This is a genomic window from Nocardia sp. CC227C (genome assembly GCF_030767025.1).
Taxonomy (GTDB): domain Bacteria; phylum Actinomycetota; class Actinomycetes; order Mycobacteriales; family Mycobacteriaceae; genus Nocardia.
This window is the reverse complement of sequence record NZ_JASITE010000007.1, coordinates 16,735-43,092: the sequence shown is the minus strand read 5'-3', so window position 1 is coordinate 43,092 and position 26,358 is coordinate 16,735. Positions and strand designations below refer to the sequence as shown.

Sequence of the window (26,358 nt, the reverse complement as noted above, 5' to 3'; positions counted from 1 at the left end):
ACGGACACGGTGCGGCCGACGGACACGGTACGCCCGACGCACCCGGTACGCCCAACGCACCCGGTACGCCCGACGGACACGGTGCGGCCGACGGACCCGGTGCGCCCAACGCACCCGGTACGCCCAACGCACCCGGTACGCCCAACGCACCCGGTACGCCCAACGCACCCGGCGGGGCCGATGGGCCGGGTGCGGCCGACTCCCCTCCGCCGAGCCGTTCCCGGCGGGCGCGGGCTCGACGGGCGCGGGCGCGGCGGGCCCGGGAGACGCGGGCCGAGCAGCGGGACCCGGGTGAGAGCCCAGCACAATTCGCACGAGAAGAATCGGAGCACTGATGAGCGAGCCGACCCGTATCGACGTCCGCACGGCCGACCCGTATCCGGTGATCATCGGGCGCGGACTGCTGGGCGATCTGGTCGAGCAGGTGACCGGGAGGTCCGGCGTGCGGACCGTGGCCATCTTCTATCAGCCGCCGCTGGCCGAGACCGCCGAGGTGGTGCGGCAGGCCCTGGCCGACAAGGGGGTCGACGCGCACCGGGTCGAGATTCCGGACGCCGAGGCCGGTAAGGATCTGGCGGTGGCCGGGTTCTGCTGGGAGGTGCTGGGCCGGATCGGGTTGACCCGCAAGGACGTCGTGATCAGCCTGGGCGGCGGCGCGGCCACCGATCTGGCCGGTTTCGTGGCCGCCACCTGGATGCGCGGCGTGAGCATCGTCCACGTTCCCACCACCCTGTTGGCCATGGTGGACGCGGCGGTCGGCGGCAAGACCGGCATCAACACCGAGGCGGGCAAGAATCTGGTCGGCTCCTTCCACGAGCCGTCGGCCGTCATGGTCGACCTGGCCACGCTGGAAACCGTGCCGCGCAACGAGATCATCGCGGGCATGGCCGAGATCATCAAGGCCGGATTCATCGCCGATCCGGTCATTCTCGACCTGGTGGAGCGTGATCCGCAGGCCGCGCTCGACCCGACCGGCGAGGTGCTGCCCGAACTGATCCGCCGCGCCATCCAGGTCAAGGCCGATGTGGTGGCCGCCGACCTGAAGGAATCCGATCTCCGCGAAATCCTGAACTACGGCCACACGCTGGGCCACGCCATCGAGCGCCGGGAGCGCTACCGCTGGCGGCACGGTGCGGCGGTCTCCGTCGGCCTGGTGTTCGCCGCCGAACTGGGCCGGCTGGCGGGCCGCCTCGACGATGCCACCGCCGACCGCCACGCGGCCATCCTGTCCAGCATCGGCCTGCCGATCAGCTACGACGCCGAAGCGCTGCCGGAACTGCTGAAGTCCATGCAGACCGATAAGAAGACCCGTTCCGGCGTCATCCGCTTCGTGATCCTGGACGGCCTCGCCAAGCCGGGCCGCCTGGAGGGCCCGGACCCCTCGCTCATGGCCGCCGCCTACTCCGCGGTCGCCCGCAACGAGAACCCCGCCGGCGGAGCGATTCTGCTCTGAGAAGGTTCCGCGGCCCCTTCCACGTCCGCGGAACCGCCGATGGCCGAACACCGCAAACGACACGGCCGCCCGCGCGCGAGCGTGGGGCGGCCGGCAAGCGTTCGTCGCTCAGGCGTTGGCGGAGTCCTTGGTCAGTGCGATGGTGTCGGCCTCGGAACCGGTGTCGGCGTCCGAACCGCCGCCGTTCTCCTTGCGGCGCACCAGGTAGCGGCCGAGGGCCACGCCGAGCACACCGGGGATGAAGATCAGCAGGATGATGAACGACGCCCCGAAGGTGAGCTCGAACAGCAGCCCTTGATCGCCGAGGTCGAACTCGGGCAGGAAGTCGAGCAGCCAGGCCACCGCGCCACCGCCGATGCCGCCCGCCAGCCCCGCCTTCAGCCAGCGCATGGTGAGGTCGTCGCCGGTCCCGGAGGTGGCGTCGGCGCGGCCGTCGAGGTAGCCCCAGGCGATGACGGCGGCGATGAGGACGAGCAGGCCCAGGGGGCGCATCCAGGAGCCGTTGGTCGGCCAATACACCATGGCGAAGCCGAGCACGGTACGCAGCACCACGGTCAGCGCTCCGAGACCCACGGCGCGCAACACCCACGCATTCATGTCGATCACCCTAGCCTGTCCGGCCCCGGCACTGAACTGGAACCCGTTACAGAATTTCGCTCATTCGCGCAGCGCGGCGACGGTGAGGACGGCGCTCACGATTCCAGCGCGGCCGCCATCGCCGCCCGCGGAGCCGGCTTCCCGGTGAACTGCTCCACCTGGCCGTATGCCTGGTTCAGCAGCATCTCCAGTCCGCTCACCACGGTGTGCCCGGCGTGCGCCACGGCCTCGGCGAGCGGGGTGGGCCACGGGTCGTAGATGGCGTCGAGCACCACCGGCGCCTGCGCCACCGCGTCCGCCACGGTCGCCGCCGCGGCCGCGGGCACCGTGCTGACCACGGCATCGACGTCGGAGCACACGAAACCCAGTGCCTCCGGGTCGAAGCCGATGACCTCGGCCGACATGCCGAGCCGCGCCGCCAGATCCAGGGTGTCGGCCGCCCGCCCCCGGTCCCGGGCGACAATGGTGACGGTGTGCGCGCCCAGGTCGGCCAGCGCCAGCAAGGCGGGTCGCGCGGTGCCGCCCGCGCCGAGCACCACCGCCCGCGCCACCTCCGCGACACCGCCGCCCTCGAGCGCCCCGCGCACCCCGTCCACATCGGTGCAGTCCGCGCGCCACCCGGTGTCGGTGCGCACCAGGGTGTTGGCGGAGCCGACGAGTTCGGCCCGGTCGGTGCGCTCGGTGGCGTAGTCGAGGGCCGCGACCTTGCCGGGCATGGTCACCGACAGGCCCACCCATTCGGGTCCGAGCCCGTCGACGAATCCGGGCAGCTGCTCCGCGGTGCACTCGACGCGCTCATAGGTCCAGTCCAGACCGAGCGCACGGTATGCCGCCAGGTGCAGCTGCGGCGAGCGGGAATGCGATATCGGGCTGCCCAGCACGGCCGCCCGGCGAACCTCACCGTCCACTGTCGAGAATTCCACTTTCTTGGGCCTTGGTGATATTGCGCAGGTGCTCACCGTAGCTCTCGGTGAACAGGGTGGTCCCCTGCTTGTCGATGGTCACGAAGTACAGCCACGGCCCCGGTTCGGGGTTCTCCATGGCGCGCAACGCATCCAGCGACGGCGCGGAGATCGGCGTGGCGGGCAGGCCGGACATGGCGTAGGTGTTCCACGGTGTCTCGCGGGCCCGGTCGGCGTCGGTGGTGGCGACCTCGGTCTTGTCGAGGGTGTAGTTGACCGTGGAGTCGAATTGCAGCGGCTGCCCCACCTCCAGGCGGTTCACGATGACCCGCGCCACCTTCGACATATCGTTCGGCAGGGCTTCGCGCTCCACCAGCGAGGCGGCGACCAGGGTCTCGTACGGGGTGAGTCCGTTGGCGTCACCGGATTGCAGCAGGCCGGTCTCCTCGTAGCGCGCGGCGCTCTCCGACACCAGCTGCTTCAGGATCTGTTCCGGGGTGCCGCTGGGATCGAAGTCCAGGGTGCCCGCGGCGATCAGGCCCTCCAGCTGACGGGTGCGGTCGGGTACGGTGCGCACCCGTTCCAGCGCCCATTCCGGCACCCCGAGCGCGACCGGATCGCCCGCGCCCGCCGCCTCCAGCTGCTCATAGCTGACGCACTTGTCCGATATGCAGCTGGCGTCGGCGATCTTGCGGTAGATGCCGTCCTTGCGCGCGCCGGTGTGCACATCGGTGGAGTCGTGCAGTTGTCGTCCCTCGGACAGCACCACATTGCCGACCCGCGAGGAGTTGCCGACCAGGGCCGCCACCGCGTCGGCGGCCGGGCTGTGGGTCGGGATGGCGTAGAAGCCGGGTTGCAGCGAGTTCATGCCGTCGCTCTTGACCGCGGCCTCGTAGAAGGCGGCCGTACTGGCGACGATGCCCTTGTCGTACATGGTTTCGGCGATATCGCTTGCGGTTTCGCCGGGATGCACGCGGACCACCGCGGCCGGACCGGTCGGTCCGGCGAAATCCTCCGGCGGGGTGTACCGGTTCATCACCTTCAGCAGCGCGAATCCGGCAGCGCCGGCGAACAGTACGGCGAAGACGAAGCTGAAGATCCAGATATTGCGCCGCCGCCGCTTGCGCTCGGCCGCCTTGCGCGAGGCCACCCGTGAGGAGCGGCGGCCGCGCTGCGCCCCCGAGCGGGAGCCGGGGCGTCCGCCCGCGGCACCGCCACGCGCACCCGCGCGCCGTCCGGACGCACCTGTCTCCGAGCCGGATTCGGCACGCCGGGACCGGTCCCCGGCGCGCCGCATGGTGTTCGGGCGCGGCGGCTCGTCGGCGTCCGTGTAGCGCGGGATGACGGTGGTGTCGTCCTCGTAGTCGTCGGCCACGTCGTCCCAGTCGAGATCGTCGCGACGGTATCGACGCTCGGCGTCCTGCCGGTAGCGTTCCTCGGCTCGAGTCCAGCGGTCCGTCATGCATCATCCCCGCGGTCGACCGACTTCACAAGCGCACTCCGTTCGTCCAACCAGCCTTGCAGGATCGATACGGCGGCCGCCTGATCGATGACCCGCCGCTGCCCACGCGCGCGAACTCCACTGTCCCGCAACGCGCGTGCAGCTGACACCGTAGTCAAACGTTCGTCGGAAAGCCGCACCGGCACGGGAGCTATCAGTCGCCGCAAACGCTCAGCGAATACGGTGGCGAGCTTGGCCGACGATCCGTTCTCGCCGCGCAGCGTGCGCGGCAGACCGACGATCACCTCGACGGCCTCGTACTCCCGCACAATATCCGCAATGCGGATGAGTTCGGGGGCAATCGCACCCTTGGGTATCTGTTTCGCCCTGTGCACGGTTTCCACGGGCGTGGCGAGGATGCCGTCGGGATCCGAGGCCGCGACGCCGATGCGCACGGTGCCGACATCGATGCCGATCCGCCGCCCTCGGCCCGGATCCCGGGCGAGGTCGGGACGTGACGGTGCTGTCGCCGACGCCGATCCGGCGGCCGGTTCACGACGCGGCGCGTCCGGTGTGTCCCGGCCCGGAGCCGCGCCGGATTCGGCCCGCGGCGCATGCGCGCCCGGTGCGGGTCGGGCGTCGCCGTGGACGCCCGGCCGGGGTGAATCGGATTCGGCCATCAGCCCGCGAGCTCGGCCACCCGCGCGCGCACCGCGGCCAGCCCGGCCGCGATTCCCGACGGGTCGGAGCCCGCGCCCTGCGCCATCTCCGGCTTGCCGCCACCGCGTCCGGCGATGCTGGGTCCGAAGGAGCCGACCAGGTCACCGGCCTTGATACCGAGTTCCTGGGCGGCCTTGGTCACCGCGACCACGAACGGCACCTTGCCGTCGGCATTACCGAGCAGCACCACCACGGCGGGCTGGGTGCCGAAACGGCCCTTGATATCGGAGACCAGAGTGCGCAGATCACCCGCGCCCACGCCCTCGGGCGCGGCCTCGGCGACCAGCAGCACCTCACCGATACGCTGCGCGGCGTCCACGAACGTCCCCGCCGAGGACAGCACCGCGGCCATCTTGGTGCGCTCGAGTTCCTTCTCGGCGACCTTGAGCCGCTCCACCAACTGCTCCACCCGCGCGGGCACCTCTTCCGAGGGCACCTTCAACGAAGAGGCGACACCGGCCAGCAGCGCCCGCTCCTTGGCCAGATACTGGTACGAGTCGAGCCCGACGAAGGCTTCCACGCGGCGGATACCGGACCCGACCGAGGACTCACCGAGCACGGTGATCGGACCGATCTGCGAGGAATGCGCCACGTGCGTACCACCGCACAACTCCATGGAGAACGGCCCGCCGATCTCCACCACGCGCACCTCGTCGCCGTAGTTCTCCCCGAACAGCGCCAGCGCGCCCATCTGCTTGGCCTTGGGCAGATCGGTGACAAAGGTGTTCACCGCGTAATCCGCGCCCACCGCGTCATTGGACACGGCCTCGATATCGGCTTTCTGCTGCTCGGACAGCTGGCCCTGCCAGTTGAAGTCGAACCGCAGGTAGCCGGGCTTGTTGAGCGAACCGGCCTGCACCGCGTTGGGGCCGAGCACCTGCCGCAGCGCGGCGTGCACCATATGCGTGCCCGAATGGCCCTGGGTCGCGCCGCGCCGCCACGCCGGATCGGCCTGGGCCAGCACGGTATCGCCCTCGGTGAGCTGCCCGGCCTCGACGGTGGCCTTGTGCACCCACAGCTTCTTGGCGATCTTCTGCACATCATTGACACGCACCTTCACCCCGTGCGAGGAGGTGATGGTGCCGCGATCGGCGATCTGACCACCGGCCTCGGCATACAGCGGGCTGCGGTCCAGGATCACCTCGACCTCGGACCCGGCCTCGGCCACCGGCACCCGCACCCCATCGGCGATCAACGCCAACACCGTGGCCTCCGAGGTCAACTCGTCGAACCCGGTGAACTCGGTCGCGCCCCGATCGACCAGTTCCTTGTAGATCGACAGATCCGCGTGCGCGTGCTTGCGCGCGGCCGCGTCCTCCTTGGCGCGCTGACGCTGCTCGGCCATCAGCGAGCGGAAACCCGCCTCGTCCACCTCGAGCCCGGCCTCCGACGCCATCTCCAGGGTCAGATCGATCGGGAAACCATAGGTGTCGTGCAATGTGAAGGCGTCCGAACCGGCGATCTTCCTGCCGCCCTTGGCCTTCACCTGCTCGACGGTCTCGTCGAACAGCTTGGAGCCGGTGTTCAGCGTCTTGAGGAAGGCGGTCTCCTCGCCGACGGCCACCGTCTCGATGCGCTTGTAGTCGGTGGACAGCTCCGGATACGACGGCGCCATGAGATCGCTGACGACCTTCATGAATTCGGCCATCACCGGCTTCTCCGCGCCGAGCAGGCGGGCCGAGCGCACGATGCGGCGCAGCAGGCGGCGCAGCACGTAGCCGCGGCCGTCGTTGCCCGGGTTCACGCCGTCGGCAATGAGCATGGCGGAGCTGCGCACATGGTCGGCGATCACGCGGAAACGCACGTCGTCGGCGTGTTCCACGCCGTAGGAGCGGCCGGTCAGCTCTTCGGCCTTGTCGATGATGGGGCGCAGCAGATCGGTCTCGTAGACGTTCTCCACGCCCTGCAACAGCATGGCGACGCGCTCGACGCCCATACCGGTGTCGATGTTCTTCTTGGGCAGCGATCCGACCGGCTTGAACCCCTGCTTGGGGCTCTGCTCACCGCGGATGTCCTGCATGAACACCAGATTCCAGATCTCGAGGTAGCGGTCCTCGTCGGCGACCGGGCCGCCCTCCTCGCCGTATTCCGGACCGCGGTCGTAGTAGATCTCCGAGCAGGGGCCGCCGGGACCGGGCACACCCATATCCCAGTAGTTGTCCTTGCCGTCGCGGAACTGGATGCGCTCGGTCGGAATGCCGGCGACGCGGTGCCAGATCTCGGCCGCCTCCGGATCGGATTCGTAGGCGGTGACCCAGATGCGCTCGGGATCGAAGCCGAAGCCGCCCTCCTCCTGGGACTTGGTGATCAGCTCCCAGGCGAGGGTGATGGCCCCCTCCTTGAAGTAGTCGCCGAAGGAGAAGTTGCCCGCCATCTGGAAGAACGTGTTGTGCCGGGTGGTGACGCCCACCTCTTCGATATCACCGGTGCGCACGCACTTCTGCACGCTGGTCGCCCGGGTGTACGGCGGTGCCTCCTGGCCCAGGAAATACGGCTTGAACTGGACCATGCCCGCGTTGACGAACAGCAGGTTGGGGTCGGGCAGGACCAGCGAGGCACTGGGTACCTCGGTGTGTCCGGCACGAACGAAATGCTCCAGGAAGCGCCGTCGAATCTCGTGGGTCTGCACAACTATCCAGCCTACCGTTGCCGGTCCAGCGGGTTTTCGGCGACCACCGCCGGATGGCTACCATCGCCCGGTGACTGTGATTCCGGACCCATCAACGCCCTTCCCGCTGCCACACACCGACCGGACCGTCTTCCTGAAGCCGCATGTCGAGTCCGACAAGATCGAGGTCGGCGACTACACCTACTTCGACGATCCGGACGCGGCCACCGACTTCGAGAACCGCAATGTGCTCTACGCCTTCGGCCCGGAGAAACTGGTGATCGGCAAATTCTGCGCGATCGCCACCGGCACCCGTTTCATCATGGCCGGGGCCAACCACCCCACCCTGGGCGTGTCCACCTTCCCCTTCACCATCTTCGGCGGCACCTGGGCCGAGGAGACCATGGACATCCTCACGTCCATCCCCAGCAAGGGCGACACCGTCGTCGGCAATGACGTCTGGTTCGGCTACAACACCCTGATCATGCCCGGCGTCCGCATCGGCGACGGTGCCATCATCGCCACCGGCGCGGTCGTCACCGCCGACGTCCCGCCCTACACCGTCGTCGGCGGCAACCCGGCCCAGCCGGTCAAACAGCGCTACCCCGACGAGGACGTCGCCCGGCTGCTCCGCGCGGCCTGGTGGAACTGGCCGGTCGAACTCATCACCGCGCACGTGCGCGACATCATGGCGGGCACCCCGCGGGACATCGAGAAGATCGCACTCGGGAACGGGCTCGTTGGCGCGTAGTCCGCGCGGGGCCGAACCGGCGGACGGCCAGGACGTGCACTCGACGCGGCTCCGCGTCAGCCGCCGCGGACGATGCGGCGCAGTTTGGTGACACGGGAACCGATCTCGCGTTCGTAGCCGTGGTCGGTGGGCTCGTAGTAGTCGACGCCGATCAGTTCGTCGGGTGGGTACTGCTGGGTGAGGACGCCGTCGGGGTGGTCGTGGGGGTACTTGTAGCCCTGGGCGTTTCCCAGGACCTTGGCTCCGGAGTAGTGGCCGTCGCGCAGATGCGGGGGCACCGCGCCCGCCTTGCCCGCGGAGATATCGGACATGGCCTTGCCGATGGCCTTGACCACGCCGCCGGATTTGGGGGCGGTGGCGATGTGGATGGTGGCCTGGGTGAGCGCGAGTTGCGCCTCGGGCATGCCGACGAGCTGGACGACCTGTGCCGCGGCCACGGCGGTCTGCAGCGCGGTGGGGTCGGCCATGCCGACCTCCTCACTGGCCTGGATCATCAAGCGGCGGGCGATGAATCGCGGATCCTCGCCCGCGGTGATCATGCGGGCCAGGTAGTGCAGGGCGGCGTCCACATCAGAGCCGCGCAGGGATTTGATGAAGGCGCTGATGACGTCGTAATGCTGGTCACCGGCGCGGTCGTAGCGGACGGCGGCCTTGTCGACGCTGGCCTCCACCAGATCCACGTCGACCGTGCCGTCCAGCGAGGATTCGGCGGAGGCCTCCAGGGCGGTGAGCGCGCGCCGGGCGTCGCCGCCCGCGATGCGGACGATGTGGTCGAGCGCCGCGTCGGTGACGGTGTACTCCCCCGCCAGACCGCGCGGATCCGCGGCCGCCCGGCGCAGCACCTCGCGCACCTCGTCGGCGGTGAGCGATTGCAGTTGCAGCACCAGCGAACGCGACAGCAACGGCGACACCACGGAGAACGACGGATTCTCGGTGGTCGCGCCCACCAGCAGCACGATGCGGTTCTCGACGGCGGCGAGCAGGGCGTCCTGCTGGGTCTTGGAGAACCGGTGCACCTCGTCGATGAACAGCACGGTCTGCTCGCCGTGCAGCAGCCGCCGCCGCGCCACGTCGATGACCGCGCGCACCTCCTTCACCCCCGCCGACAATGCGGACAGCGCCTCGAAGCGCCGCCCGGTGGCCTGCGAGATGAGCGAGGCGAGGGTGGTCTTGCCGGTGCCGGGCGGGCCGAACAGCAGCACCGAGGCCGCGCCGGAGCCCTCGATGAGCCGGCGCAGCGGCGATCCCGCGCCGAGCAGGTGCCGCTGCCCGACGACTTCGTCCAGACTCCGCGGCCGCATGCGCACGGCCAGGGGTGCGAAGCGATCGGCGGTGGGCGAGGACGAGGTGAACTCGTCGGACACCGGCTCGGCCCCTGGTGCGTCGAACAGCCCTTCACTCACAGGCGAAACCCTACCGAGGCGCCCCGACACATCCGGACGCGCAGGTCCGCACCCCGTCACCAATAATTCACGCGTCCAAGTTTGCCTCCGGCATACCGATCGGGTGAGATCGTTGCCGTGCCTCTCCCCGAGATCAACTCCGCCCGGCTCGACCGACGCACCGTACTCAAGGGCAGCACCGCGGCCGTCGCGGCCACCCTGCTCACCACGGCCCCCGCCCACGCCGCGCATCCGGTGTTCCAGCACGGTCTGGCCTCCGGCGATCCGCTGCCGGACGGGGTGATCCTGTGGACCCGCGTCACCCCGTCGGCCGAGGCCACCCCCGGCTCCGGCCTGGGCGACCCGGTGCGGGTCCGCTGGGAGGTGGCCGACGATGAGGGGTTCGGCACGATCGTCGCCTCCGGCACCCACACGGCCACCGCCGATTCCGATCACACCGTGAAGGTGGACGTCTCGGGCCTGGCCGCGGGCCGCGACTACCACTACCGCTTCACCGCCCTGGACCAGAGTTCGCCGGTCGGCCGCACCCGCACCGCCCCCGACCCCGGTCACACCCCCGACCGGTTGCGCTTCGGCGTCGCCTCCTGCGCCAACTGGGAGGCCGGATTCTTCAGCGCCTACCGGCACCTGGCCACCCGCACCGATCTCGACGCCGTCATCCATCTAGGGGACTACCTCTACGAGTACGCGGCGGGCGAATACGGCGGCCGACTCGGCTCCGCGCGGCTGCACCAGCCCGCGAACGAGATCGTCTCGCTGGCCGACTACCGCATTCGCCACGCCCAGTACAAGACCGACCCCGATCTGGCGAGCCTGCACGCCGCCTTGCCGTTCATCTGCATCTGGGACGACCACGAGACCGCCAACGACGCGTGGGCGGGCGGTGCGGAGAACCACACGCCGGGCGCGGAGGGCGATTGGCAGGAGCGCCGGGCGGCGGCACTGCGGGCGTACCTGGAGTGGATGCCGGTGCGCTCGGGCGGCGACGGCCGCCTCTACCGGCGACTGCGGTTCGGCACCCTGGCGGAGTTGTCCATGCTGGATCTGCGCAGCTACCGCAGCGAGCAGGTGCAGGCCGGGCCCGGCTGGCGTCAGGTGGACGCTCCCGATCGCAGCATCACCGGTCCGGCCCAAATGGACTGGGTCACCAATGGTTTGGTGTCCGCACCGGTGACCTGGAAGCTGGTCGGCAATCCGGTCATGATCGCGCCGCTGGTCTTCCCGCCGCTGGATCCCGCCACCACCGCCGCGCTCACCCAGCTCATCGGCCTTCCGGAGGGCGGCATTCCCGCCAACCTGGATCAGTGGGACGGCTACACCGCCGACCGCGCGCGCCTGCTCACCGCGATCACCGACAATCAGGTCGGCGATGTGGTGTTCCTGACCGGCGATATCCATTCCTCCTGGGCCGCCGACCTGCCGCTGGACGCCGCCACCTACCCGGCGAGCCCCACGGCGGGCGCGGAGTTCATCGTGCCGTCGGTGACCTCGCAGAGTGTCGGCGACATCATGCGTACCCCGCCGCGCACCGTCTCGGTGGCCGCCGAGGGCGCACTCCAGTCGGTGAACCGCCACCTGCGCTACGTCGAAGTGGATTCACACGGTTACGGCGTGCTGCACGTGGACGCCGAGCAGGCACAGATGGACTGGTTCTACGTCGGCGATGTGGCCGACCCGAATACCGGTGTGCGCCACGGCGCTTCCTTCGCCGTGCGCCGGGGCGGGCGGATCGAGCCGCGCACCGCGCCGCTGCTCGACTGACGCGGATACGCGCCGCACGGTCACCCGCCGGCCAGCACCGCGCCGGGCACGCTATTCCTCCCAGTGCTCCTCGAGGGTCGCCGAGACATGCTCGGCGAAATCGCCGAGGGCGTCGTCGCCGATGCAGCGGGCGTCCTCGGCCAGGGCGGCCCAGCGGTTGATGAGGGCGGCGGAGCGCGGCACCGAGAGTCCGTGTTCGCGCGCGGCCGCGATGCGGGTGTGGTCGGCGGGCAGGAACCAGTAGGTCGACAGCCACACCCAGATGAGCCGGGCCTCGAGAATCCGCTCGGCCAGCACCTCGTCGTCGGCGAGCGACGGCCAGACCGCCACCACTTCGGAGCGCCACGCCTCCACCATCTGCCGCGCGCGTTCGCGGGACAGCTCGACATCGCAGAGGCAGCCGGGGAAGGAGACCAGGGCGTAGGCGATATCGAGGGTGGCGTCGCGGAATCCGCCCCACTCGTAGTCGAGGAACCGTGCGCCCTCCTCGTTGAGGATCACATTGTCCGGGCACAGGTCGGAGGGGCTGAACGCGCGATAGCGGCCCGCGGAGAACAGCCGGTTACCGCGCACGATGCGTTCGGCGATCTCGCCCGGTACGTCGATGCCGAGTTCACGCTGCAACATGAGCGGCACCTCGGCGACGGCGGACTCGGCCTGCTGGGCGATGCCGTCCACACGGTGCACCACGTCGACGCGGCGCAGCAGGGCGACGAAATCGGCCTCGCGGCCCACGGTCGCGGCGTGCATGCGGCCCAGTGCCTGCGCGAATGCCATGAGGGCATTGCGCCCGGCGGGCTCCTGCCCGGCCTGGAGCACCGCGGTGAGCGGCGAGTTCTCCCCGAGGTCGCTCAGGATGAGCAATCGGTCGGGCAGGCTGTAGCCGAGTAGGTACGCCCCGGGTCGGTGGTCCCGTCCGAGTGCGGTGGTGAACTGGTACGACACCGCCTCCCGGAGGAATGCCGAGTCGATACTGGCGACGCCGGGGGCCATGCCTCCGGTGCGTCGCTCCTGCGCGGCACCACGAACCTGCTTGATGATCAGGGTTCGCGGAAGTGAAAATGCGTTCTCCGCAACACGCACGCGTAGGACTGTCGTCCTACCACTGCCGCTGAGTTCCATAGGATCACTCAGCTTTACCGGAGCACCCATTCGCTTTGTGAGCAACTGTTGTGCCGCGGACACGACTTCGGCGGCGCGTTCGGCCAATAGTGCGGTCATCGCGTCCCAAGTTACTCGCTCCAGGTCACTTTCAGCGAGCGGTTGCGCAACCTTTCGCGCGTCGTTCGGCGTGTCCGTGTCAAGGGTTTGCCCACACGGCGCTGGTTGCTTGACACAACCATTACGGTCCGGTTGTCTCATCTTCAACTGCTGTGCGCCACACCGTAAACCGGTAAATGTGAAAGGTCCGTGACGATGACCGGCACACCGCCCGACACTCCGAAAGAATCGGACGAAACACCCTCACAGAAGGGCGATGAGCGGCAACCCGCCCGTTCCGGCCACCATCAAAACCCCGAGCCGAGACCGTATTCGGCGAGCGAGGGGCACGGCCCCGAGCACGGCCGACACGAAATGCCGGGACCGCGCGGCTACCCCCAGTTCGAGGGTCCGGGCGCGGCGCAGTACGGCAGCGAGCCCGTGGAGCCGCCGCCACCCATGCCGTCCCAGGGCACCCCGGGTGGCCCCGGCATGCCGCCGCCTCCGGGCTACGGCCAACCCCCGCAGTCGGGCGCGTCGCAGGGACAGCCACCGCAGCCGGGTACCGGACAGACCTACGGCACGCCGCCGACCCCCGGTACGGGACAACCGTACGGCGCGGGGCAGCAGTACGGCGCGGGGCAGCAGTACGGCGCGGGGCAGGCTCCGGGGCAGCAGTACGGGGCGGGCCAGGCTCCGGGCCAGCAGTACGGGGCGGGCCAACCGTACGGTGCCCCGACTCAACCGGGCGGCATGCCGGGGCAGCCGGGCGCGATGCCGCCCGGCGCGCCCCCGTCGGGTCCGCCGGGCGCACCGGGCACCGTCGGCTCCGCCCAGCCGGGCGGACCGCACCACGCCTCCGGCGAGAAGCTCGACGTCGGCCGCGCCATCGCCTACGGCTGGGACCGCTTCCGCCGCAATCCCGTTCCGTGGCTCGGCATCGTCATGGTCGGCCTGATCGCCTACCTGGTGGTGGTGCTGCTGGTGAACATCGCCGACGTGCAATCGCTGTCGGTGGTGCTGCTGGTCTTCGCCATCGTCTCCCTCATGGTCTGGCTGCTCCAGGCCGCCATGATCCGCGGCGCCCTCTACGAGACCGACGGCACCCCAACCGATTTCCCTTCCTTCTTCGGCTTCGTCAACGCGGGCAACGTCCTGCTCACCGCCCTGATCGTCTTCGTCGGCTGCTTCATCGCCTCCCTGGCCTGCGTCTTCCCGGCCGTCATCGTCGGCGTGCTGTGCATGTTCGCCCTGAACTTCGTCATCGACCAGGACATGAGCCCCATCGAGGCCATCAAGTCCAGCGCCCAACTCGTCATCCGCAACCCGGTCCCCACCATCCTGCTGGCCCTGGTCATCGCGGTCATGACCACCCTCGGCGCCCTGCTCTGCGGCCTGGGCCTACTGGTGGCCGGTCCGGTGTCGGCCATCGCCGTCACCTACGCCTACCGCACCCTGACCGGCGGCCTGGTCGCCCCGCTGTAAGAGCCGAACACACGGATAAGCGGAAACGCGCGGCGGGTGTGGACACCCGCCGCGCGTTTCATGCTCAGAGGAGCGGCTACTTCTTGCCCTCGACGATCGGCACGCCGTTCTCGTCGACCTTCACGTCCAGGCCCGCTTCCTTGCGCTGCTGCGGGGTGATCGGGGTGGGGGCGTCGGTGAGGGGGTCGACGCCGCCGCCGGACTTGGGGAAGGCGATGACCTCGCGGATGGAGTCGACACCGGCCAGCAGGGCGGTGATGCGGTCCCAGCCGAAGGCGATGCCGCCGTGCGGCGGGGCGCCGTACTGGAAGGCGTCGAGCAGGAAGCCGAACTTCTCCTGCGCCTCCTCGTGGCTGATGCCCATCACCTTGAACACCCGCTCCTGCACGTCGCCGCGGTGGATGCGGATGGAGCCGCCGCCGATCTCGTTGCCGTTGCAGACGATGTCGTAGGCGTAGGCCAGCGCCGCACCCGGATCGGTGTCGAAGGTGTCCAGGAATTCCGGCTTGGGCGAGGTGAACGCGTGATGCACCGCGGTCCAGGCCGAATGGCCCAACGCCACATCGCCGCTGGCGGTGGCGTCGGCGGCGGGCTCGAACATGGGCGCGTCCACCACCCAGACGAAGGCCCACTCGTTCTCGTCGATGAGACCGCACTTGCGGGCGATCTCCCCGCGCGCCGCACCCAGCAGGGCACGGCTGGACTTGGCCTCACCGGCGGCGAAGAACACGCAGTCGCCCGGGTTCGCGCCCACGAACTTGGCCAGGCCCTCACGCTCGGCCTCGCTCAGGTTCTTGGCGACCGGACCGCTGAGCTCGCCGTCCTCACCGATGAGCACGTAGGCCAGCCCCTTCGCGCCGCGCTGCTTGGCCCACTCCTGCCAGGCGTCGAGCTGGCGGCGCGGCTGGCTCGCCCCGCCGGGCATGACCACCGCGCCGACGTACGGCGACTGGAACACCCGGAACGGCGTGTCCTTGAAGTACTCCGCCATCTCGGTGATCTCGACGCCGAAGCGCAGGTCCGGCTTGTCGGTGCCGAAGCGGCGCATGGCCTCGGCGTAGGTCATGTGCGGGATCGGCGTCTCGATCTCGTGGCCGATGAGCTTCCACAGCGCCACCAGGATGTCCTCGGCCAGCAGGATCACATCCTCCTGGGTGACGAAGCTCATCTCGATGTCGAGCTGGGTGAACTCCGGCTGACGGTCGGCGCGGAAGTCCTCGTCGCGGTAGCAGCGCGCGATCTGGTAGTACCGCTCGACACCGGCGACCATCAGCAGCTGCTTGAACAGCTGCGGGCTCTGTGGCAGCGCGTAGAACTTGCCCGGCTGCAAGCGCGCGGGCACCAGGAAGTCGCGCGCGCCCTCCGGGGTGGACCGGGTCATGGTCGGCGTCTCGACCTCGACGAAGGCATGCTTGGCCAGCACGTCGCGGGCGGCGGCATTGACCTTGGACCGCAGCCGGATGGCATGTCCGGGCCCCTCGCGGCGCAGATCCAGGTAGCGGTATTTGAGCCGGGCCTCCTCGCCGGGGGTCTCGTCCAGCTGGAACGGCAGCGGCGCGGCCTCGTTGAGCACCTCGAGCTCGCAGACGTTCACCTCGATCTGACCGGTCGGCAGGTTCGGGTTGCCGCTGCCCTCGGGCCGGTCCTCGACCACGCCGGTGATCCGCACGCAGTACTCGTTGCGCAGCCTGTGCGCCTGCTCGGCGGGCTCGCCCTCCCGGAACACCGCCTGCGAGACACCCGACGCGTCGCGCAGATCGATGAAGATCACGCCACCGTGGTCTCGCCGCCGGGCCACCCAACCGGTGAGGGTGACGGTCTGACCGGCGTGCTCGCTTCGCAGCGAACCAGCCAAGTGGGTGCGCAGCACGGGAGTCCTTTCGACGGATTCGAGGCGCCGGAGAGTGACAGGCGCCGGGTCCATCGTAGAGAGACACGTCGCCCGAGTGGAAACCGATATCCACCTCCCCGTGCCAAGCTGTAAGACGGCGGATTTCCGATCCGTCCAATCCTCATGTCCTGCCGCAGTATCGAGGCGACCCGCAGACGGGAGCTAGCACGATGACCTTCAACGAAGGTATGCAGATCGATCCGGATCGGGTCTCCTCCGGCGGCGGGCCCGGCATGGGCGGCGGGCTGGTGCTCGGCGGCGGTGCGCTGGGTCTCATCGCGCTGGTGGTGTCGCTGCTGCTCGGCGGTGATCCGGGTTCGGTGCTCGGCCAGTTCACCGGCGCGGAGAACGGGCAGACCGAGCAGGGCGTGGCTGGGACGCCCGAGCACTGCCGGACCGGCGCGGACGCCAACAAGTACGTCGACTGCCGGGTGGTGCTGACCGTGCAGAGCCTGGACGCGGTGTGGGGCGACGAACTGGGCCAGCAGACCGGCCGCCGCTACACCGAACCGGCGGTGCGGCTGTTCTCCGGCGTGGTGAGCACCGGTTGCGGGCAGGCGTCCTCCGCGGTCGGCCCGTTCTACTGCCCCGCCGACCGGACCGCCTACTTCGACACCGCGTTCTTCCAGGAACTCAGCACCCGCTTCGGCGCGAGCACCGGCCCGCTCGCCCAGGAGTACGTGGTCGCCCACGAGTTCGGCCACCACATCCAGAATCTGCTCGGCGATCTCGGCCGCGCCCAGCGCGACCCCCGCGGCCCCGAGTCGGGCGCCGTGCGCACCGAACTCCAGGCCGACTGCTACGCCGGTGTCTGGGCCTACTACGCCGACAAGCAGAACGCGCCCGGCAGCACCCAACCGTTCCTGAAACCGCTGACCGACCAGGACATCGACGACGCCCTCTCCGCCGCGGCCGCCGTCGGCGACGACCGCATCCAGGAACAGACGACCGGCCGCGTGAATCCCGAGGCATGGACACACGGTTCGGCCGAGGAACGCCAGAAGTGGTTCCTCGCCGGATACAAGACCGGCCAGGTCGCGGCCTGCGACACCTACTCCGCTCGCGACCTGCGCAACCCACCCGCCCTGCGCTGACACATCGGCGGCCGCCAGGCTGATGGAACCCGATCACTCGTCGGGCGTGCGCAGGCGTGTCGGCGGCCCCGATCCCGGAACCGGAGTATCCCGTCCGGGAGGGGAATTCGTGCCGGAGTTCACGGCGATGACACCGCGCTCCAGGTCGAGCATGAACGGCGAGCCGTCGGCGCTGTGCGTGAGTCGTGTCGTCCGCAGCCGGTGCCGCTCCTCGACCATATGCCGGATCGATGGCGTAATCAGCTCTTGCGCCGCATTGAACAATCCGGCCCCGCCGCCTCCGCCCCTGTGACGCCAGTGAATCCAGCCGCGCTGCTCGGCCCACACAGCCACCTGATCGAGCACGACGAGAAAGGCGACGATCCCGACCGTACCCGCGAGAATGCCCATGGCACCTTCCTACACGCGCACCCACCCATGCGGCCATCGTGGTGAGGACGACTTGCGCCCACTTGCTGTCAACAGGCAGTGGCCAGGCGCGATTCGTGATCAGGCTGGCGGCGATTCGTCCTCATCGGCCACCCATCCGAGCACGATCCACCCGCTGCCCATCAGATCTCACTGTCCCGCACCGAGATCGGCTCGATATCGACAACGTCGATGGATGTCGCGGCGATTGCCGAGCGCGAATCGGCGTGCAGTTCCGCGTACTCGTCGAGACTGACCGGCCAGCCATCCGGGCCGACCATCGACCAGGTGCCGTCCGTGTGCTGGAGATAGCACGGCCCATCGACATCCGATGCCAGCCGCAGCTTCCGAGCGTCTTCGTCGCACACTGTGTGGAGTTCCATCACCCGCCCCTTCCCGCCGTCCGGTTGGAACGCACCCGCCGCCCGAGGACCAAGGGCACCGTGTCCACCCGGCGGCGGGGCTGGCAAAAGCGTGTCAGCACCTGAGCCGCTCGCTGTCCCGGAGCGGGACAGCGCACGTAGAGTGACGGTGTCAATGCCAATCGAGGGAGCGGCCATGACCGACGAGCACGACACCGACCGGTACATCGGCCAGCGAGTTCGCGCAATCCGGGCCCGACGCGGCATCACGCAACAGGTTCTCGCCGACCGCACCGGAATACTCAGCCGGGGAGCCATCGCGAAGTACGAGAACGGTGAACGCCCCGTGGATTCACGCCGTACCCTGCTGGCCCTGGCGCAAGCGCTCGGCGTGACCACGGGTGATCTGACCGGGCATGAACAAGACAAACTGGACCCGGCCACCGCCGGATTCCACGCTGTCGTACCTGATCTGGAGACGGTGCTGTGGGCGCGGGGCAACGTCACCGACACCCGTCCGCCGCGCACTCTGGACCAATTGGCCGCCGACACACAGCGGGCCACCACGCTGCGCAACGACTGTGATTACGCGACGCTCGGGCCGATGCTTGTCCCGATGCTGACCGACGCCTATCGGCACGTCCACGAGGCCGACGCCGAACACACCCAGCGCGCCTGGGACGTACTGGGCAGCGTGGCCTACGGCGTCGCGTCGGCGCTGCGGGCGCGCGGCTATTACGCGCTTGCCTGGACGGCGGCGGCCGAGGCCGAGCGGGCGGCGAACCATGTGGGTTCGGCCGCGCCGAACGCCGCAGCCGCATTCAGCCGGGCACAGATCATGTTGTCCCGTCCCGGCGCGCTGCCCGCAGCCCTGGCCACCACGATGCAGACCGCCGAGTAGATCGCGGCCGAGGTGCGCACGGTCGGCGAGATCGAGACGTACGGGATGCTTCACCTGCAAGCTTCCATGGTCGCGGCCACCCGGGGCAGCGACCCGGAACCGCACTTGGCCGAGGCGGCGGAGACGGCGACCCGACTGGCCGACGCCCCGCCAAACACCTCTGTCGCACGCAACGAATCGTTCGGCCCGGCGAATGTCGCCCTGTGGCGAATGTCGGCCGCGATGGAACGGCGCGAGCCGGGCCGGGTGCTCGCGCTCGCGCCAACGCTGCGGCCCGCCGACCTGCCCAACGAAGGGCGACGCGCGCAGTACTTCGTCGAAGTGGGCAGAGCGCACGCCATGCGCAAGAACTATCGGGAATCGCTGTACGCCCTGCTGCGTGCCGAACACGCCGCACCCCAACACGTCCGCACCATGCCACCCGTGCGCGAACTGGTCGGCCACATGATGCGCACGGCGAGACGGGATCTCACCACGGGAGACCTGGGCAGGCTCGCGCAGCGAATCGGTGTCGTGCCCGTCTGATCGGATCGGATGGGCACACCCGCTGTGGAATCGGCCCCGAAGTGCACTCCCCGTGATCACTGGCCCGCAAATGCACTCCCCGCGATCACTGGCCCCGCAAATGCGCTCCGTGATCGCTGGTGACCGTCACCGCGCTCATTGTGCGCGATGGAGTGTCGATACGGCATTGCGCACGCGGTTCGATCGCCCGTGCCGGTTGGCGTCACCGGACAGCGCCGATACTCGCCGCTCACCCATGCCAGGTCACGCCTAGCGAGCTTGGGCGCGTCATACGCGGGTCCGCGGCTGACACCATGGGAGCCATGAACGACAACGGCGCGCCTGTCCTGTACGCGATCGTCACCGGATCTCCCGCAGCACGGGATATCGGCAAGCTGGTAGATCTGGCCCAGGCCGACGGGTGGGACGTGTGCGTTATCGCGTCCCCCGATGGCCGACGCTTCATCGACACCGAGGCACTGACGGCCAAGACCGGACATGTGGTGCGCAGTCAGTACAAGGAACCGGACGCACCCGACGTGCTACCGCCAGCGGACGCGATGATCGTCGCGCCGACGACCTGCAACTCCCTGGCCAAGTGGGCAGCAGGCATCTCCGACACGCTCCCGCTCGGACTGCTGGTCGAAGCGGTCGGCAAGGGCCTGCCCGTGGTGGCCGTGCCGTTCTCCAACCGGGCTCAACTCGGCTTTCCCGCCATCCAGGACGCGATGCGCGATCTCTCGGAATGGGGTGTCACCGTGCTCGTCGGAGACGACGTCTACGAACAGCACGAACCGGGAACCGGTGCGAACCACATCCACCGGTTCCCCTGGGCGCTGGCTTGGCGCTCCCTGCTCGACCACCCGCGACTGGCGCGACCGGAGTAGCCCCTGGAACTCTCTCACCACCTCCAATCGCGCGCTGCTGCACGTCTGTCCGTGCTCAGGCAGTTCGGGCGAGTCAGACGTGCCCGGGTCGCGCGATACCGCCGCTACAGTGGACAATCAGCGTCGGCGGGCGGGAGGTTCGCCGGTACGGAGGGATGGTTCATGCGAACACGCGGTGGTACAAGACTTTTCGGGCGGCGGGGCGTATTGCGGTCCGGGGCGGCGGCGCTGGTGACCGCTACCGCGCTCGCGTTGAGCGGTGGGGTCGGCGGTGCGCAGGAACCGGCGCCGGCCTCGCCCGTGGCTCCGGCGGCCCCCGCGCCCGTCACCGGCCCGATGCTGTTCACGCTCACGTCCATCCCGAACGGGTGGCTCATCGGGCGGACCGATCTGCGCCCGCTGCTCGAGGTGCAGGCCGACGGGCGGGCCATTCGGCGTCCGGATGCCGCCGACCCGAACCGCAGTGCGAACACCCCGCCACGGGAGATCACCGGCACCATCCCGCAGGAGGTGGTCACCGCCGCGATCACCGAGACGCGGGCGCTGACCACCCTGGACATGGGCAATGCGGCCGTCTCCGATCAGGGCAGCATGATTCTCGACTACACCCCGCAGCAGCCCGATCAGGACGCGCACGTCATCGTCTACGCCCCGAACATCACCGAAGGTCTCAGCGAGGAGCAGCGGGCGAACCGCGCCCGGTTCGCTACGCTGTCGGAGAAACTCCTCGACGCTTTCGTCGCCGACCGCTGAAAAACTATCCGACGGTCCAGGTTTCGCGGCCGGTCAGCAGACCCTGCAAGGCGTCGTCGTGCACCGGTTTGCGTTCCCGGGCCGTCTCGGCCTGGGCGCGCACGCCGTCGTCGTAGGTGGGGCGGGAGACGCTGCGGAAGATACCGGTGACCACGTGCGAGAGGTCCTGGTCGGACAGCCGGGAAAGGGCGTAGGCGTACTCGGGGCTGTCGCTGTAGGCGTCGTGGACGACGATATCGGCCTCGGCGACACTGTCGGCACGGGCGACGCGCAGCCCGAAACCGTTGCGCACCACCGCCATCTCACCGTCGGCGCCGAAACGGATCGGTTCGCCGTGGCGCAGCGGAACGAGGTGGGCGGCGGCGTTCTCCTTGCGGAGATCGTCGAAGGAGCCGTCGTTGAAGATCGGGCAGTCCTGGAGGATCTCCACGAAGGAGGTCCCCCGGTGCTCGGCCGCCGCGCGCAGCACCTCGGTGAGTCCGGCGCGGTCGGAGTCCAGCGCCCGGGCGGCGAAGGTGGCCTCGGCCCCCAGCGCCACCGACAGCGTGTTGAAGGGGTGGTCCACCGAACCCATGGGGGTGGACTTGGTGACCTTGCCGGTTTCCGAGGTCGGTGAGTACTGCCCCTTGGTGAGCCCGTAGATCCGGTTGTTGAACAGCAGGATCGTCATGTTCACATTGCGCCGCAGGGCGTGGATGAGATGGTTGCCGCCGATGGAGAGCGCGTCGCCGTCACCGGTCACCACCCAGACCGACAGGTCGGGCCGGGTCACCGCCAGCCCGGTGGCGATGGCCGGGGCGCGGCCGTGGATCGAGTGCAGCCCATAGGCTTCCAGGTAGTAGGGGAAGCGACTGGAGCAGCCGATCCCCGAGACGAACATGAGATTCTCGCGCCGCAGCCCGAGTTCGGCCAGGAAGCCGCGCACGGTCGCCAGGATCACGTAGTCACCGCAGCCGGGGCACCAGCGCACCTCCTGATCGGAGGTGAATTCCTTGACCTTCTGCGGTCGGTCGGCGGCGGGGACGCCGGACAGGCCGGTGAGCCCCAGATCGGTTCCGACAAACGGATTCTCGACAATGGTCATCACTTACCCCCTGGGGTGCGGTAGGTGGCCCGCGCCCGTGCGGCGAAAGCCTTGTCCTGTTCCATATCCGCGATGGATCCGTCCAGCGCCGCGTCGATCACACCGACCAGCTCCTGCGCCGAGAACGCGGTTCCGGCGATCTTGGTCCAGGGCTGCACGTCCACCAGGTATTTCGCCCGCAGCAGCAGGGCCAGCTGACCACCGTTCATCTCCGGCGCGACCACCGTGCGGTACCGGCGCAGTACCGCGCCGAGATTGGCGGGGAACGGATTCAGATACCGCAGATGCGCCTGCGCCACCGGCACTCCGCGCCGCCGGGCCCGACGGCACGCCTCGCCGATCGGCCCGTAGGAACTGCCCCACCCGATCAGCAGCAGTTCGGCGCGCCCGTCCGGATCGTCGACCTCGAGATCGGGCACCGCGATGCCGTCGATCTTGGCCTGCCGCAACCGGACCATGAGCTCGTGATTGGCCGGATCGTAGGAGATGTTGCCGCTGCCGTCGGCCTTCTCCAGACCGCCGATGCGGTGCGCCCGGCCACTGGTGCCGGGGACGGCGAACGGGCGCGCGAGGGTTTCGGGATCGCGGGCGTAGGGCTGGAAGTCACCCTCGTCCTCGGCGGCGGGTTCGAAACCGGGATCGATGCGGGGCAGCTCCGACACCCGTGGGATCGCCCACGGCTCCGACCCGTTGGCGATGGCCCCGTCGGACAGCAGCAGCACCGGGGTGCGATAGGTCAGCGCGATGCGCGCCGCCTGCACGGCGATGTCGAAACAGTCGGCGGGCGAGCGCGGGGCGAGCACCGCCACCGGCGATTCACCGTTGCGCCCGTAGAGCGCCTGGAGCAGATCGGCCTGTTCGGTCTTGGTCGGCAGGCCGGTCGACGGTCCGCCGCGCTGCACGTCCACGATGAGCAGCGGCACCTCGGTCATGACGGCCAATCCGACGGTTTCGCTCTTGAGCGCCAAGCCGGGGCCGGAGGTGCTGGTCACCCCGAGCGCGCCGCCGATCGAAGCGCCCAGCGCCGCACCGATTCCGGCGATCTCGTCCTCGGCCTGGAAGGTGGTGACGCCGAAGTTCTTGTGTTTGCTCAGCTCGTGCAGGATGTCCGAGGCCGGGGTGATGGGGTACGTGCCCAGGAAGACCGGTAAACCGGCCAGTTGCCCCGCCGCCACGATGCCGTAGGCCAGGGCGGTGTTGCCGGTGATCTGGCGGTAGGTGCCGGGCGGCAGCGTCGCCGGGGCAACCTCGTAGGTGCTCGCGAATGCCTCGGTGGTTTCGCCGTAATTCCAGCCCGCCCGAATTGCGAGGATATTTGCTTCCGCCACCTCGGGTTTGGCGGCGAATTTCTCCCGGACGAACTGTTCGGTCCCACTGATCGGCCGTCCGTACATCCAGGACAGCAAACCGAGCGCGAACATATTCTTCGCGCGCTGTCCGTCCTTTTTGCCCACGCCGGTCGGTTCGGTGGCCGCGAGGGTCAACGAGGTCATGGGCACCCGGTGCACCACGAAATCCGACAGCGTGTCATCGGCGAGCGGATCACCGCTATAGCCGACCTTGGCCAGATTCCGCTTGGTGAACTCGTCGGTATTGACGATGACGGTGGCTCCGCGCGCCAACTCCTCCAGATTCGCCTTCAGTGCCGCGGGATTCATCGCCACCAGCACGTCGGGCTGGTCACCGGCGGTGAGGATGTCGTAGTCGGCGATCTGGATCTGGAAGGACGAGACACCCGGCAGCGTGCCCTGCGGCGCTCGGATCTCGGCGGGAAAGTTGGGCTGGGTCGCGAGATCGTTGCCGAAGGCGGCGGCCTCGTGGGTGAATCGATCACCGGTCAACTGCATGCCGTCACCGGAGTCACCCGCGAAGCGAATTACCACCCTTTCCAATTTCTCGGTGACGCCGCCGTTTCCGGACGCGGACACCGGAGATCCGGGGTGTGCCAGGGGTTCATCGTCGTGCTGCGAAACCATGCGCCTGCATCACTTCCTCGTCGCTGTGAGGTATCAACGCCAAACTACTCCGCTGTATTCGCGACACACCCGCGAAATCGAGCGGTTGTTCTGGTGAATCTCAGCCGGATCAGGCGAACAGCGCCAGTTGCCGGTCGGGCGCCCGCTCCGCGGCGGGCCGCGATGCGGATTCGGCGACGGCCCGTAGCTCGGGCTCGGCCGGACGTGCACGGTTCAAGCGGTGTTTCTCCAGCAGCGGCTCGATACGGCCGCGCAGCCAAGCAGAATACTCGGGTGTCACCGAACTCCCGCGACCGTACAGCTGTCGGTAGCGTCGGATGAGCGCGGGATGTTCGGCGGCCAGCCATTCCAGGAACCAGTCGCGAGTGGAGCCGCGCAGGTGCATGGGGAAGGCGGTGACCCCGGCCGCCCCCGCGTCGGCGATGGCCTCGAACAGCGCGTCCAGATGCGCTTTGCCGTCGGTGAGGCACGGAATCACCGGTGCCACCATGACATTCACGGCGAATCCGGAGTCGGCGAGCGCGCGGATGAGATCGAGCCGGGCACGGGGGGCGGGCGTGCCGGGTTCCAGGCTGCGATGCAGATCCTCGTCGAGGATGGCGAGCGAGACCGCCAGATCGATCGGAACCTGCTGCGCCGCCTGGGTGAGCAGCGGCAGGTCCCGCCGCATCAGCGTGCCCTTGGTGAGAATCGAGAAGGGCGTGCCCGATTCGGTGAGCGCGGAGATGATGCCGGGCATCAGCCGGTAGCGCCCCTCGGCACGCTGGTAGGGATCCGTATTCGAGCCCAGCGCAACGGTTTCCCGCCGCCAGGAGCGTTTGCGCACCTCCCGGCGCAGGACGGGCACCACATTCGTCTTGACGACGATCTGGCTGTCGAAATCCCGCCCCGCATCCAGGTCCAGGTACTCGTGCGAGCCGCGGGCGAAGCAGTAGCGGCATGCGTGCGAACAGCCGCGCATCGGATTGATGGTCCAGTTGAACGGCATGCTGCCGCCCTCCGGGAGCTTGTTCAGCGCGCTCTTGCAGAGCACCTCGTGGAAAGTAATGCCCTCGAACTCGGGAGTCTGTACGCTGCGCACGAGACCAGCCCGCTCGAGTCCCGGCAGCGCGCCGTCATCGGCGTCCAGGGTCTGGTTCTGCCACCGCACGCCCCCAGTCGAACATGTGTTCTAGGTACTGTCAAGCGATCTGCCGCGTGTCGACCTTGCCGAGTTCGTTGCCGGCGAAGGCGATGAGGTCGCGCACCGTCTCCTCGGTCGGGCGCGGCTGGTAGCCGAGTTCGGTCCGGGCCTTGGACCCGTCCACGACGGGCGCGGAGATGAGTGCGCCCATGGCGGCCTTGGACAGGATGTCGCTGCCGAAGAGTTTGCCCATGGGTTCCAGCACCGGCATGACGGCCGAGACGGCCTGCGCCGGAATCAGGAGGCGCGGCCCCTTCTTCCCGTTGATGGACGCGGCCAGGCGGGTGACGTCCCACATGGTCTGCATATGACCGGTGATCAGGTAGTTCTCCCCGGTCCGGCCGCGTTCTCCGGCCAGCACCAGACCGAGGGCCACATCGCGCACGTCGACCAGGTCGAAGCTGCCGCCGATCATGACCGGGATCCGCCCCTTGGAGGCGTCGAGCAGGGTGCCGTTGATGCGCGAGCGGGTGTAGTCGACCGGGCCGTACACGCCGGTCGGATTGCACAGCACGCCGTCGAGCCCCTTGTCGACGACCTTGCGCAACTCGACCTCACCCTGCCATTTGGACCGGTCGTAGACCGGCAGATCCGGGCTGACGGACCGCGCGGTGCGCTCGTCGATGCGGCCACCGCACTGATACTGGTTGAACGCGTGGATGGAGCTGGCGTGCACGAACCGGCGCGCGCCGACCGCGAGGGCCGCCTCGGCGACCACGCGCACACCCTCGGTGTTGATGCGCCAGGCGAGATCGTTCTTCTGCGCCAGGGTGATGACCGCGACCAGGTGGTAGACCACCTCGGCCCCCTCGAGCGCGGTGCGCATGGAGGCGGGGTCGAGCACGTCACCGGTCACCCAGGTGACACCCGGTTCCGCGACGCCGGTGGGCCGAACACGATCGATGGCGGTCACCTCGTGTCCGCGATCGGTAAGCAGGCGAAGCAAATTGGTGCCAAGGAACCCGGCGGCGCCGGTGACTGCGACCTTCATGAA

At 69.0% G+C, this 26,358-nt stretch carries 23 protein-coding genes; 9 read left to right on the top strand and 14 right to left on the bottom strand.

The annotated features are described in order from the left end of the window. The first annotated feature begins 334 nt into the window (after nt 1-334). Nucleotides 335-1,453: a 3-dehydroquinate synthase gene (gene aroB / locus QMO76_RS15640; protein WP_306362027.1), complete on the top strand. Its 1,119-nt coding sequence runs from the start codon at nt 335-337 to the stop codon at nt 1,451-1,453. Between the two features lie 108 nt (nt 1,454-1,561). On the opposite strand, the gene QMO76_RS15635 is transcribed toward aroB, so the two are convergent. The 5 genes from QMO76_RS15635 to alaS all read right to left on the bottom strand — a co-directional run bounded on the left by QMO76_RS15635 (nt 1,562) and on the right by alaS (nt 7,742). After that, the gene (locus QMO76_RS15635) at nt 1,562-2,050 is read right to left on the bottom strand and encodes a B-4DMT family transporter (protein WP_306362026.1); all 489 of its coding nucleotides are present in this window, start codon (nt 2,048-2,050) and stop codon (nt 1,562-1,564) included. A 95-nt stretch (nt 2,051-2,145) separates the two neighbouring features. Then, a complete protein-coding gene (locus tag QMO76_RS15630; protein ID WP_372341983.1) occupies nt 2,146-2,973 on the bottom strand; it encodes a shikimate dehydrogenase in 828 nt (275 codons plus the stop codon). Next, nucleotides 2,948-4,414, bottom strand: coding sequence for an endolytic transglycosylase MltG (gene mltG / locus QMO76_RS15625; protein WP_306362025.1), 1,467 nt, complete (start codon nt 4,412-4,414; stop codon nt 2,948-2,950). Before mltG ends, QMO76_RS15630 begins: the two co-directional genes overlap by 26 nt. After that, nucleotides 4,411-4,869 carry a Holliday junction resolvase RuvX gene (ruvX, locus tag QMO76_RS15620; protein ID WP_306362358.1) on the bottom strand — a complete coding sequence of 153 codons (459 nt, stop codon included), beginning with the start codon at nt 4,867-4,869 and terminating at the stop codon, nt 4,411-4,413. Before ruvX ends, mltG begins: the two co-directional genes overlap by 4 nt. A gap of 203 nt (nt 4,870-5,072) precedes the next feature. Next, entirely contained in the window at nt 5,073-7,742 is a 2,670-nt protein-coding gene (alaS, locus tag QMO76_RS15615; protein ID WP_306362024.1) for an alanine--tRNA ligase, read from the bottom strand. A gap of 70 nt (nt 7,743-7,812) precedes the next feature. Here alaS and QMO76_RS15610 point away from each other — a divergent pair, with 70 nt between their 5' ends. Beyond that, entirely contained in the window at nt 7,813-8,472 is a 660-nt protein-coding gene (locus QMO76_RS15610; RefSeq protein ID WP_306362023.1) for a CatB-related O-acetyltransferase, read from the top strand. A gap of 56 nt (nt 8,473-8,528) precedes the next feature. On the opposite strand, the gene QMO76_RS15605 is transcribed toward QMO76_RS15610, so the two are convergent. Beyond that, a complete protein-coding gene (locus QMO76_RS15605) occupies nt 8,529-9,875 on the bottom strand; it encodes a replication-associated recombination protein A (RefSeq protein WP_372341982.1) in 1,347 nt (448 codons plus the stop codon). A 117-nt stretch (nt 9,876-9,992) separates the two neighbouring features. Here QMO76_RS15605 and QMO76_RS15600 point away from each other — a divergent pair, with 117 nt between their 5' ends. Continuing rightward, on the top strand, nt 9,993-11,636 hold the full coding sequence (locus QMO76_RS15600; RefSeq protein ID WP_306362022.1) for an alkaline phosphatase: 1,644 nt from the start codon (nt 9,993-9,995) through the stop codon (nt 11,634-11,636). Between the two features lie 51 nt (nt 11,637-11,687). Here QMO76_RS15600 and QMO76_RS15595 read toward each other — a convergent pair whose 3' ends face one another. Beyond that, the gene (locus tag QMO76_RS15595) at nt 11,688-12,857 is read right to left on the bottom strand and encodes a phosphotransferase family protein (protein WP_306362021.1); all 1,170 of its coding nucleotides are present in this window, start codon (nt 12,855-12,857) and stop codon (nt 11,688-11,690) included. Nucleotides 12,858-13,052: 195 nt separating this feature from the next. Here QMO76_RS15595 and QMO76_RS15590 point away from each other — a divergent pair, with 195 nt between their 5' ends. Further along, entirely contained in the window at nt 13,053-14,321 is a 1,269-nt protein-coding gene (locus QMO76_RS15590; RefSeq protein ID WP_306362020.1) for a hypothetical protein, read from the top strand. 76 nt (nt 14,322-14,397) lie between these two features. On the opposite strand, the gene aspS is transcribed toward QMO76_RS15590, so the two are convergent. Continuing rightward, nucleotides 14,398-16,191: an aspartate--tRNA ligase gene (aspS, locus tag QMO76_RS15585; RefSeq protein WP_306362019.1), complete on the bottom strand. Its 1,794-nt coding sequence runs from the start codon at nt 16,189-16,191 to the stop codon at nt 14,398-14,400. Nucleotides 16,192-16,382: 191 nt separating this feature from the next. Here aspS and QMO76_RS15580 point away from each other — a divergent pair, with 191 nt between their 5' ends. Next, nucleotides 16,383-17,306 (top strand): neutral zinc metallopeptidase, encoded by a 924-nt coding sequence (locus QMO76_RS15580; RefSeq protein ID WP_306362018.1) that lies wholly within the window; start codon nt 16,383-16,385, stop codon nt 17,304-17,306. 33 nt (nt 17,307-17,339) lie between these two features. Here the strand turns inward: QMO76_RS15580 and QMO76_RS15575 are convergent, their stop codons facing one another. Both QMO76_RS15575 and QMO76_RS15570 read right to left on the bottom strand, forming a co-directional pair. Beyond that, nucleotides 17,340-17,696: a hypothetical protein gene (locus tag QMO76_RS15575; RefSeq protein ID WP_306362017.1), complete on the bottom strand. Its 357-nt coding sequence runs from the start codon at nt 17,694-17,696 to the stop codon at nt 17,340-17,342. 161 nt (nt 17,697-17,857) lie between these two features. Further along, the gene (locus QMO76_RS15570; protein WP_306362016.1) at nt 17,858-18,097 is read right to left on the bottom strand and encodes a hypothetical protein; all 240 of its coding nucleotides are present in this window, start codon (nt 18,095-18,097) and stop codon (nt 17,858-17,860) included. A 154-nt stretch (nt 18,098-18,251) separates the two neighbouring features. Between QMO76_RS15570 and QMO76_RS15565 the strand changes: the two genes are divergently transcribed. The 4 genes from QMO76_RS15565 (at nt 18,252) to QMO76_RS15550 (ending at nt 21,121) form a co-directional block, all read left to right on the top strand. Next, nucleotides 18,252-18,977, top strand: a complete 726-nt coding sequence (locus tag QMO76_RS15565; protein WP_306362015.1) for a helix-turn-helix domain-containing protein — start codon at nt 18,252-18,254, stop codon at nt 18,975-18,977. 12 nt (nt 18,978-18,989) lie between these two features. Further along, nucleotides 18,990-19,502 (top strand): hypothetical protein, encoded by a 513-nt coding sequence (locus QMO76_RS15560; protein WP_306362014.1) that lies wholly within the window; start codon nt 18,990-18,992, stop codon nt 19,500-19,502. A gap of 302 nt (nt 19,503-19,804) precedes the next feature. Continuing rightward, nucleotides 19,805-20,368, top strand: coding sequence for a flavoprotein (locus tag QMO76_RS15555; RefSeq protein WP_306362013.1), 564 nt, complete (start codon nt 19,805-19,807; stop codon nt 20,366-20,368). A 162-nt stretch (nt 20,369-20,530) separates the two neighbouring features. Continuing rightward, nucleotides 20,531-21,121 (top strand): hypothetical protein, encoded by a 591-nt coding sequence (locus tag QMO76_RS15550; RefSeq protein WP_306362012.1) that lies wholly within the window; start codon nt 20,531-20,533, stop codon nt 21,119-21,121. 4 nt (nt 21,122-21,125) lie between these two features. Here QMO76_RS15550 and QMO76_RS15545 read toward each other — a convergent pair whose 3' ends face one another. The 4 genes from QMO76_RS15545 to QMO76_RS15530 form a co-directional block, all read right to left on the bottom strand. After that, a complete protein-coding gene (locus QMO76_RS15545; RefSeq protein ID WP_306362011.1) occupies nt 21,126-22,205 on the bottom strand; it encodes a 2-oxoacid:ferredoxin oxidoreductase subunit beta in 1,080 nt (359 codons plus the stop codon). After that, nucleotides 22,205-24,181, bottom strand: coding sequence for a 2-oxoacid:acceptor oxidoreductase subunit alpha (locus tag QMO76_RS15540; RefSeq protein WP_306362009.1), 1,977 nt, complete (start codon nt 24,179-24,181; stop codon nt 22,205-22,207). Before QMO76_RS15540 ends, QMO76_RS15545 begins: the two co-directional genes overlap by 1 nt. Nucleotides 24,182-24,290: 109 nt before the next feature. Further along, nucleotides 24,291-25,331, bottom strand: coding sequence for an Rv2578c family radical SAM protein (locus QMO76_RS15535; protein ID WP_306362008.1), 1,041 nt, complete (start codon nt 25,329-25,331; stop codon nt 24,291-24,293). Between the two features lie 31 nt (nt 25,332-25,362). Then, nucleotides 25,363-26,355, bottom strand: coding sequence for an NAD-dependent epimerase/dehydratase family protein (locus QMO76_RS15530; protein ID WP_306362007.1), 993 nt, complete (start codon nt 26,353-26,355; stop codon nt 25,363-25,365). Nucleotides 26,356-26,358: the final 3 nt, after the last annotated feature.